7 protein-coding genes and 1 pseudogene are annotated in these 8,058 nt (G+C 73.4%); 4 read left to right on the forward strand and 4 right to left on the reverse strand.

All coding sequences use genetic code 11. The features are described 5' to 3' along the window. Positions 1 to 259: 259 nt before the first annotated feature. The 3 genes from ACFU99_RS24450 to ACFU99_RS24460 form a co-directional block, all read right to left on the reverse strand. Positions 260 to 1,795, reverse strand: a complete 1,536-nt coding sequence (locus ACFU99_RS24450; RefSeq protein ID WP_384395358.1) for an APC family permease — start codon at positions 1,793 to 1,795, stop codon at positions 260 to 262. Between the two features lie 45 nt (positions 1,796 to 1,840). Further along, positions 1,841 to 2,785, reverse strand: coding sequence for a hypothetical protein (locus ACFU99_RS24455; RefSeq protein ID WP_384395360.1), 945 nt, complete (start codon positions 2,783 to 2,785; stop codon positions 1,841 to 1,843). Positions 2,786 to 3,106: 321 nt separating this feature from the next. Next, positions 3,107 to 4,762, reverse strand: a complete 1,656-nt coding sequence (locus tag ACFU99_RS24460; protein ID WP_384395362.1) for an FAD-binding dehydrogenase — start codon at positions 4,760 to 4,762, stop codon at positions 3,107 to 3,109. 285 nt (positions 4,763 to 5,047) lie between these two features. Here ACFU99_RS24460 and ACFU99_RS24465 point away from each other — a divergent pair, with 285 nt between their 5' ends. The 4 genes from ACFU99_RS24465 (at position 5,048) to ACFU99_RS24480 (ending at position 7,349) form a co-directional block, all read left to right on the forward strand. Then, on the forward strand, positions 5,048 to 5,941 hold the full coding sequence (locus ACFU99_RS24465; RefSeq protein ID WP_384395364.1) for a DMT family transporter: 894 nt from the start codon (positions 5,048 to 5,050) through the stop codon (positions 5,939 to 5,941). Positions 5,942 to 6,009: 68 nt separating this feature from the next. After that, complete coding sequence (locus ACFU99_RS24470; protein WP_384395366.1) at positions 6,010 to 6,585, forward strand: NUDIX domain-containing protein; 576 nt, start codon at positions 6,010 to 6,012, stop codon at positions 6,583 to 6,585. 9 nt (positions 6,586 to 6,594) lie between these two features. Continuing rightward, positions 6,595 to 7,020 carry a YidH family protein gene (locus ACFU99_RS24475; protein ID WP_384395368.1) on the forward strand — a complete coding sequence of 142 codons (426 nt, stop codon included), beginning with the start codon at positions 6,595 to 6,597 and terminating at the stop codon, positions 7,018 to 7,020. Further along, on the forward strand, positions 7,020 to 7,349 hold the full coding sequence (locus ACFU99_RS24480; protein WP_384395370.1) for a DUF202 domain-containing protein: 330 nt from the start codon (positions 7,020 to 7,022) through the stop codon (positions 7,347 to 7,349). Before ACFU99_RS24475 ends, ACFU99_RS24480 begins: the two co-directional genes overlap by 1 nt. A 34-nt stretch (positions 7,350 to 7,383) precedes the next feature. Here ACFU99_RS24480 and ACFU99_RS24485 read toward each other — a convergent pair. After that, positions 7,384 to 8,058: pseudogene (locus ACFU99_RS24485) on the reverse strand (enolase C-terminal domain-like protein); the annotation flags it as partial.

Genomic DNA, 8,058 nt, shown 5'->3' on the forward strand with positions numbered 1-8,058 from the left:
AGGGGGAAGCGGGTGGTGGCCTCGACCTTCCCGGCCTCGCCGAGGACGCGCCGCGCGGCGGTGATCTCGTCGGCGGTGAGCGGATCGAGCGGGTGCGGGGCGGAGGGAAGCGGGGCGGACGGCTGCGGGCCGGGCGGGTTCGTACCGGCCGCCGCTGGGGCCGGGTGGCGCGACGTCATGGGAGTTCTCCTTCAGTTCGTTGCGACGGCGTGGCAGGCCGGACGCTCTGCGGGGAGATGGGCCGGCCGGGCGGGGCGCCTCACCGGACCCTGGCGTGTTTCGGCGCGTCGGATGCCTTCTCCAATTGGAACGCCTCGTTGCCCAGTCCGATACGGGCGTGCAGCGCGGGGCGTACGGACTTCAGGACGAGCCCGTAGACGATGCCGGCGACCGCGGCGGCGCCGATGATTCCCGGCAGGATCCAGCTCAGCGCCGAACCGGGGTCGGCGCCCAGCAGGACGCCGAAGTCCTTGACCGTGAAGGCGGCGATGACCAGCAGCGCGACGGCCGCGACGGCGGAGGCCAGCAGCCGCCACGCCTGGGCGCGGCCCGCGCCGCGCCGTACGAAGAAGGCGATGACGGCGACCGAGGCGGCGGCCATCAGCACGATGATGCCGAGCGCGCCGATGTTGCCCATCCAGGTGAAGAGGTGCAGTACGGGCGCGGTGGGGTCGCCGACGGGGTGGCCGTCGGTGACGGCGAAGAGCACCACGACGACCAGCGCCACCGCGCTCTGGAGCAGCGAGCCGTACGCGGGCGCGCCGCTGGCGGCGTTGGTGCGGCCGAGGGCGGGGGGCAGCAGGCCCTCGCGGCCCATGGCGAAGGCGTAGCGGGCGACGACGTTGTGGAAGCTGAGCATCGCGGCGAACATGCCGGTGACGTAGAAGACGTGCATGACGTCGGTGAAGGCCGGGCCGTAGCGGGCCTCGGTGAGCAGGAAGAGCAGGTTGGGGCCTTCCTTCTGGGCCGTGCCGACGATCGCGGAGGGCCCGGCGGCGACGGTGAGCGCCCAGGAGCTGACGACGAAGAAGAGGGCGACGAAGCCGACGGCGAGGAACATGACGCGGGCGACGAGGACGTTGGGGCGGCTGGTCTCCTCGGCGTAGACGGGGGCCTGTTCGAAGCCGACGAAGGCGGCGATGCAGAAGCACAGCGCGGTGCCGAGGCCCGCGCCGCTGAGGGTGGCGGGGTCGAAGGCGTGCAGCGACACCCCTTCCGCGCCGGGCCGGGTGAAGCCGGCGATGTCGAAGGCGATGACCATCGCGCACTCGACGAGGAGCAGCACGCCGAGCACCTTGGCGTTGAGGTCGATCTTCAGCCAGCCGAGCACGGCGACGATCACGACGGCGCCGAGGGAGGGGATCCACCAGGCGAGGGTGGCGTCGAAGTGGCGGGCGGCGATGTTGGAGACCTCGTAGCCGAAGATGCCGAAGACGCCGACCTGGAGGGCGCTGTAGGCGACGAGGGCCACCAGGGAGGCGGCGGTGCCGGCGGTGCCGCCGAGGCCGCGGGCGATATAGGCGTAGAACGCCCCGGCGTTGTGGACGTGGCGGCTCATCTCGGCGTAGCCGAAGCCGAAGAGCGCGAGGACGACGCCGAGGATGACGAACAGCAGCGGCTGTCCGATCATGCCCATGACACCGAAGGTGGTGGGCATGACCCCGGCCACCACCATCAGCGGCGCGCTGGCCGCGAGTACCGACAGCAGCAGGCCCGGCATGCCGAGCCGGTCGGCGCGGAGCCGTCTGCCCTGTCCTTTGAACGTGCTGATCTCGTGCGCCGTGCCCGTAGCCATCGTGGGATGGTCCTTCCATGGGGAATGCGGGGAGCTGTCGCTGAGTCACACGGAGCCGAGCGCGCTGTCGCGCGCGGCGCGGAACACCTTCTTCGGATCTCGGTCGGGGTAGGACCACGGGGCGCGGGTGGCGTGCGGTCCGATGCGGGTGAAGAGCGCGGCGGCCTCCGCCATCCGGCCCTCCAGGAACTTGGCGTGCGCCAGGAAGTTGAGGTCGATCTTGCGCCGCGGGTGGTCCTCGGCGTCCCATTCGAGCCACCAGTCGAAGGCGCACTTCATGACCTGCCGGGCGCGGCGGGTGGACCAGTGGCCGCTGCGGGCCGGGTCGCGCGGCTCCAGCCCGGCGCGGGCCAGGACACGGTAGCGCTCGGCGTGGGCCACGACCGGCAGGACGGCCAGGGGCGAGTCGGCGGGGGCCCGTTCGGCGGCCCAGGAGGCGAAGTCGTAGACCTCGTGCAGCGGGTCGTCCCGGCCGCCGCTCTGCTCGGCGAGGCAGGCGGCCATCAGGTGGTGCGCGTGGTGGTGGTCCCGGTGCCGGGCCCGTACCTGGTCGAAGGCGCGTACGCATTCGTCGCCCGAGCCGGTGCGGTGGGAGAGGATCTGTAGGGCCAGCCAGGGCGAGGGGTCCGCGGGGTCCATCCGGGCGGCCGACAGGCAGGCCGTGCGCGCCTGTTCGGGGCCGTCCCGGCCGCGCGCGGCCCGGAAGACGGCGGCGCAGGCGAGCAGCGCCGCGGCGTCCGCGCTGTCGGGCTCGGCCAGCTGCCACTCGTGGGCCCAGGCCAGGCTGGTCTTTCCCGCGCCGAGCACGACGAGGCGGTGGCCGCGGCGGTCCCAGTCCCGGCCGGTGCGGGCGAGCAGGTCGCGGGCCTCGGGCCAGCGTCCGCGGGCGAGCGCGTCGCGGGCCGCGGCGAGGGGTGCGTCGTCGAGCGCCGGGTCGAACGCGGGACCGTCCTTGTTCCGCGGCCGGCCCAAGGGCGGCGGAGGGGTCATCGGCTGACTTCCTCCATGGCGCACGTCCCCTCCGGGCGCGGGGTCAGCGCGTCCGCCTACAGATACAGGCCCTGGTACGGGCACGGGTTCAGGCACAGGCTCAAGTTCGGGCTCGGGCTCGGGCTCGCGTGAGTCACGGATACGGACTCATTTGATCACGCACAGCAAACCGGTCCCCATGGGTCCGAGTCAAGAGCGGTCGCGGGACTGAACTTTCCCCAACTCCGAAGGGAAAGCGGAGAGTTGATCAACAGGATCGTTTCACCGGAGCTCTACGGGCCTACGGGGACAGGGGCGTACGCTCGCCCCATCGCCCCCACCTCAGCCGACGGCCTTCGCCGCCGCCCGCCCCGCCGTGCGCCCCGAGAAGAGGCAGCCGCCGAGGAACGTGCCCTCCAGCGAGCGGTACCCGTGCATCCCCCCGCCGCCGAACCCGGCGGCCTCCCCCGCCGCGTACACGCCCGGCAGCACCTCGCCGCCCTCGGTCAGCACCCGCGAGGAGAGGTCGGTCTCCAGGCCGCCGAGCGTCTTGCGGGTCAGGATGCTCAGCCGCACGGCGATCAGCGGCCCGGCGCCGGGGTCGAGGAGCCGGTGCGGCGCGGCGGTGCGGATCAGCCGGTCGCCGAGGTAGCGGCGCGCCCCGCGCACGGCGGTGACCTGGAGGTCCTTGGTGAACGGGTTGGTCATCTCCCGGTCGCGCGCCACGATCTCGTCGCGCAGTTCCTCCTCGACGATGAGCGGCTCCTTGGTCAGCTCGTTCATGCCGCGCACCAGCGCGCCGAGGTCGCGTTCCACGACGAAGTCGGCGCCGTGGTCCATGAACGCCTTGACGGGCGCGGGCACGGCGGTGCGCACGCGGTCGAGCACGCCGCGCAGGCTCTTGCCGGTCAGGTCCGGGTTCTGCTCGGAGCCCGAGAGGGCGAACTCCTTGCCGATGATGCGCTGGTCGAGCACGAACCACGTGTAGTCGTAGCCGGTCTCCATGATGTGTTCGAGGGTGCCGAGCGTGTCGAAGCCGGGGAACAGCGGCACCGGCAGCCGCCGGCCGATCGCGTCCAGCCAGAGCGAGGAGGGGCCGGGCAGGATGCGGATGCCGTGCCGGGCCCAGATCGGGTGCCAGTTCTCGATGCCCTCGGTGTAGTGCCACATGCGGTCGGGGTTGATGATCCGGCCCCCGGCGCGCTCGGTGATGCCGAGCATCGCCCCGTCCACGTGCGCCGGCACCCCGCTGAGCATCCGGGTGGGCGGCGGACCGAGCCGTTCCGGCCAGTTCGCCCGTACGAGGTCGTGGTTGCCGCCGATGCCGCCGGAGGTGACGATCACGGCCTGGGCGCGCAGCTCGAAGGAGCCGGTCACCTCGCGGCTGCTGGCCGTGCCGCGCGCCGCCGAGCTGGGCTGGAGCACCTCGCCGCAGACGGTGTCGACGGCGCCCGCGCTGCGGGTCAGGGTGGTGACGCGGTGCCGGAAGCGCAGGTCGACGAGGCCGCGCGCGGCGGCGGCCCGTACCCTGCGCTCGAACGGCGCGACGAGGCCGGGGCCGGTGCCCCAGGTGATGTGGAACCTCGGCACGGAGTTGCCGTGCCCGGTGGCCGCGTACCCGCCGCGCTCGGCCCACCCGACGACGGGGAAGAAGCGGACGCCCCGCTCGTGCAGCCAGGCCCGCTTCTCGCCCGCCGCGAAGTCGACGTACGCCTCGGCCCAGCGGCGCGGCCAGTGGTCCTCCGGACGGTCGAAGCCCGCGGCTCCCTGCCAGTCCTGCCAGGCCAGCTCGTGGCTGTCGCGGACGCGCAGCCGGCGCTGCTCGGGCGAGTCGACGAGGAAGAGGCCTCCGAAGGAGAAGTGCGCCTGGCCGCCGATGGACCGTTCGGGCTCCTGGTCGAGCAGGATGACCCGGCGGCCGGCCGCGGCGAGTTCGGCGGTGGCGGCGAGCCCGGCCAGGCCGGCCCCGATCACGATCACGTCTGCGTCGTAGGCCATGGTGCGTCCGTCCTGCTCGGCTGGGTCGCTGCGCTGCGGCTGGTCGCTTTGATCCTCGGATCGCGCGGCCCAATGCGTCAACTGTTCGGGTGCCGGTACGCGCCGCCGGAGCGCCCCGCGCCCGTACGCCGCCGCCCGGCGTACGCCCCGGCTGCCGCGCCCGCGCACGGACGGCACACGGGTGGCACACTGAAAAACCGGGTACTCGGCCGCCGCGCCGCCCCCGACGGCGGCTAAGGTCTTCTGCCAAGTCCTCCACACCCGGCCGGTCTTGAGGTACGCGACGTGACTGTCCTCGTCTTCATCTACGCCGTGGGAGCAGCCTGCTGCCTGGGCGTCGGCTTCGTCTTCCAGCAGAACGCGGCGCAGCAGGCCCCGATGAGCGACTTCCTCTCCCCGCGGCTGCTGCTCGATCTCATCCGGATGCCGCGCTGGGTGGCGGGCATCGCGCTGATGGTGGCGGGCATGGTGCTCGGCGCGCTGGCGCTGGGCTGGGGCGAGGTGTCGCTGGTGGAGCCGCTGCTGGCGACGAACCTGCTGTTCGCGATGGCCCTGTCCAGACGGCAGACGGGGCAGCCGCTCGGCTGGACGGGGTGGGGCGGGCTGTGGCTGCTGGCGGGCGGTGTGACGGCCTTCATCGTGGCGGGCCGGCCACACGGCGGGGATACCGTCGCGTCCCCGCTGCGCCACTGGCTGATCATCGGCCTGATGCTGGGGTGCGCGCTGCTGATGACGCTGGCCGCGAAGCGCGTGCGGATGAGCGCCGAGGCGGTGCTCCTGGCGGTGGCGGCGGGTCTGCTGTACGGGCTCCAGGACGCGCTGACCCGTGTCAGCAGCGAGCGGCTCTCGGACGGCGGCTGGTCGGCGCTGGTGACGGGCTGGCAGCCGTACGGCGTGCTGGTGCTCGGCATCACCAGCCTGGTGCTGGTGCAGAGCGCCTTCGAGACGGCCCCGCTGCGGATGTCGCTACCCGCCCTCACCGCCGCCCAGCCGCTGGCCGGCATCGTCTGCGGCGTCGGCTTCCTCGGCGACCGGCTCCGGATGACGACGGGCGCGCTGGCCTGGGAGGCGGCGGGCATCGCGGCGATCGTCGTGGGCATCGTCCTGATCGGCCGCCACCCGGCGATGCCGGCGGGGACGTCGGAGGCCGGGCGCGTACGGGACCTCCAGCCGCGCTGAGGAGCGGCCGAGGAGCGGCCGGCGTACGCCGTCGCGGCGCGTCCCGGCGCGGATGATGTGATGGGCGCATGGCTGATACATCCGAGGAGACGCCGCTCTCGGCGGACGAACTGCTGGACATCGTGGACGACCGTGACGAGGTCGTCGGGCAGGCGCGGCGCGGCGACGCGTACGCGCGCGGGCTGCGCCACCGGTGCGCCTTCATCCTCGTGCGGGACGGCGAGGGGCGGATCTTCGTGCACCGGCGCACCGCGCGGAAGCTGGTCTTCCCCTCGCACTACGACATGTTCGTGGGCGGGGTCGTCGGGGCGGGCGAGTCGTACGACGAGGCGGCGCTGCGCGAGGCGGAGGAGGAGCTGGGCGTGCGCGGGCTGCCCGCGCCGCTGCCGCGGCTGAAGTTCCTCTACACCTCGCCCGAGACGGGTCACAGCTGGTGGTCGTGGGTCTACGAGGTGCGCTGCGACCTTCCGGTCGATCCGCAGGCGGAGGAGATCGACTGGCACGCGTTCCTCACCGAGGAGGAGCTGGACGAGCGGCTCGCCGAGTGGGACTGGACGCCGGACGGGCTGGACGCGTACCGGAGGCTGCGGCTGCTGGCCGGCGAGCACGGAGAGCTCGAAAAGTATGGAAAGCACAGCAAGTAGAGTCCAGTCATGATCGATCGTGGCCGCGCCCCCTCCGGAGCCCTCTCGTCCGCCGCCGCGACCGTGCGCCTGTGGTTCGCCCCCCGGCGGATCCACGAGGAGGGCACGACCCCCGACTACCGCTTCACGCTCGCCAACGAGCGCACCTTCCTGGCCTGGCTGCGCACCTCGCTGGCACTGGTGGGCGGCGGCTTCGCGGTCGATCAGTTCCTGCCCCACATATCCCGGCCGCTGCGGATCTCGCTGGCGCTGGTGCTGCTGGTGGGCGGCGCGCTGTGCGCGGTGCGGGCGGTGAACCAGTGGGTGCGCTGCGAGCGGGCGATGCGGCGCGGCGAGGACCTGCCGATCAGCCGGTTCCCGACAGTGCTGGGGCTGCTGCTCGCGGTGCTCTCGGTGGTGCTGGTGCTCGTGATCGCCTTCGGCTGGGCGGGCTGATGGCGGTCGGGGAGCCGGAGGAGTACGAGCGGCGGGACCCGGGGCTCCAGCCGGAGCGGACGCGCATGGCGTGGCGGCGTACGACGCTGTCCTGCGCGGTGGCCGGGGTGCTCGCCGTGCGGCAGGCCCTGCGCAGCGGCCCGGACGTGCTCGCCGTGCTGGTCGTGGCGCTGCTCGCCCTCGTCCTCCTGGCCTTCCTCGCCGCCGCCGACCGCCGCATGCACACCCTGAACGCGCCGCGCCCGCCCGCCCTGTCCCCGCGGGCGGCCGCGGCCGCCGCCGGGTGCGCGATCGCGCTGGCGGCACTGGGGGCGGGGCTGCTGCGCTGAGGCCCCGGCCTCGTCTCCGGCCCCGCCCCGTCCGTCACCAGCGCGGCACCGCCGGCGTCCGCCATTCGGGATCCGCCATCCGCATGGCCTCCGCGTCGTCGCGTTCGCGCATCGTGCCGTCGTCGTCCAGCCAGCGGCGGTGGAGGGCGGCGAGGGCGGTTTCTCCGCCGTCTACCGCGTCCTGTCGGCCTTCGAGGACAGCGGGCGGGGGCGTCGGGGACGGTGAGGCAGCCGTCCTCGAAGGTGTGGCGCCGGGTGATGACGTCCTCGGTCTGCCAGGGGTAGTGGCTGTCGCAGGCGTAGTCGAGGTTGGGCACGGTGGCGGCGACGTGCGTCATGGCCGCGAGGCTGATGCCCAGATGGGTGTTGGAGTGCATGGACAGACCGACGCCGAAGGTGCGGCAGATCGCGGCGAGTTCGCGGGTGTTGCGCAGCCCGCCCCAGTAATGGTGGTCAGAGAGGACGACCTGCACGGCGTCGCGGGTGAACGCCTCGCGTATCTCGGGGAAGGTCGTCACGCACATATTGGTGGCGAGCGGCACCCCGGCCCCCGCGGCGACCTCCGCCATCCGGTCGGTGCCGCTGGCCGGGTCCTCCAGGTATTCGAGTATGTCGCCCAGCTCGCGGGCCACGCGCAGGGACGTCCCGACGGACCAGGCGCCGTTGGGGTCGAGGCGCAGCGGCCGGCCGGGGAAGGCCGCGGCGAGGG

Source organism: Streptomyces sp. NPDC057654, from assembly GCF_042800135.1.
In the GTDB taxonomy this organism is placed as follows: domain Bacteria; phylum Actinomycetota; class Actinomycetes; order Streptomycetales; family Streptomycetaceae; genus Streptomyces.